Consider the following 1,793-nt stretch of genomic DNA (forward strand, 5'->3'; position numbering starts at 1 on the left):
TCCCGGCGCCCCCCACCACCCGCACCACCCGCACCACCGATGATTTCCCCGAATCGAACTGAGAAGCAGATGCATATCGCCGTATTCGTCGAGAACCGCAACGGGGTGGACCTGGCCGCCCGCCTGATGGCCGCCCCCCGGGCCGGTGACCACGCCTTCTCGGTCCTGACCGCCGACCTCGGCGGACGCGTGCGGGAGTGGATCGAGACCGAGGCCGCCGAGAGACTGCCCGACACCCCGGTGCGCAATCTCTTCGAACCCGGGGAGGCGATGGCCGACGACGCCTTCGGCCGCGAGCTGGAGGCACGGGTCACCCGCTTCGTGGAGGAGGCGGGGATCGACCGGCTCGTCCTGTTCAACGACCGGTCCCGCCGGGGGGCCCGGGTGTGCGGGGCGCTCAACCGCCGGCTGCCCGTGGTCCTGGTCCAGGACGGTCACCTGGACTTCCACTACAAGTCCCTCACCGACGGCCAACGGGACCAGAACTGGTACTACGGCGCCTCCCACCCCGGCGCGGTCTGCGTGTGGGGGCCCGCGATGGCCCGGCACGTCACCTTCCGGGATCCGGGCCCCGCCCCGACCGTCCACGTCACCGGCGGCCTCGGCCACAGCGACGACCCCGTCCTGCTCGCCGCGGCCCGCTCCGGCGTCCACCGCCCCCTCGGCGCCCCCGAGCAGCCGCTGCGCACGATCCTCCTCGACCAGCCCCTCGCCGACCAGGGCAAACTCAACCGCGCCGCCCACCGCGCGGCGCTGACCGCCATGGTGGAGACCCTGGCCGCCCACGGGGAGGTGATCATCAAGCCGCACCCCTCCAGCGCGCCCGGCCACCTGGAGTGGCTGAACACCCTGCCCGGCGCGACCGTCCTGCCCGCGGACTCCCTCCTGGACGCCGACGCGCTGCGCGGTCACGACCTGGCGGTCACCTTCTTCTCCACCACCTACCTGCAGACGCTGCGGGCCGGTGTCCCGCTGGTGCTCTACAGCCCGCCGGAGCTGAACATCGTCTTCCCGACGATCCACCACCCGCTGCTGCGCAACGCGGCCGGCATCGAGGACCTCTCCTCGGTCGTCCAGCGCCTGCGGCTGTCGCGGCGCTTCGCCGCCAACCGCCACGGTGAGCCCATCGAGCACTACCTGACCTTCCGGGAGGACGTGGCGGACGTCGTCCTCGGCGTCGTGGAGGAGACCGACGCGCCGTCGCCCGCCCCGGAGGAACCGACCGCGCCGGCGATCGGGGGGGAGGGGACCGGCCAGGCGTTGCCCGGCCCCGGGGCCGGGGACGGGACGGCCCCGGCGGCTCCCCGCCTGGCCGAACGGGCCCTGCGCGACATCGAGCTGCGGGTGGAGCGCCCCCGTTCCCTCGCGGTGATCGGCATGAGCTTCTCCTACATCACCGGTGTCGCCGTCCCCGTCCTGACCTACACCCAGTCGCTGATCTCCGGCGGTCCGGTGGACGTGCGGTACTTCGACCTGGCGGCGTTCCACCGCCCCGAGGAGGCCGCCGAGGCGCTGCGCGGCGCGGAGACCGTCCTCATCAACAGCGTGGCGCCGTTCTGGCGTTCACCGATCGCCAACGGGCTGGTGGAAGCGCTGCTGGACACCGGACGACGGGTGGCGCTGTACGCCCACGAGACGGAGTACGTCTTCTCCTACGAGGCCGAGCGCCAACCCGACCGGCACCGGGAGTTCCTGGCCCTGCTGCCCCGCCTGAAGGTGCTGTGCGTCTCCCGGGCCCAGGCGGACATGTTCCGGCAGCTGGGAGTGGTGGACCCGATCGTGGTCTACAACAC

General features: G+C 72.7%; 1 protein-coding gene. It reads left to right on the forward strand.

Annotated features, from left to right (window positions below; translation table 11 throughout):
- Positions 1 to 69: 69 nt before the first annotated feature.
- Positions 70 to 1,793: hypothetical protein (locus FNQ90_RS21890; protein ID WP_182607926.1), on the forward strand; the 1,724-nt coding region annotated here is incomplete at its 3' end.

It is taken from the genome of Streptomyces alkaliphilus (genome assembly GCF_014141535.1).
Classification (GTDB): domain Bacteria; phylum Actinomycetota; class Actinomycetes; order Streptomycetales; family Streptomycetaceae; genus Streptomyces; species Streptomyces alkaliphilus.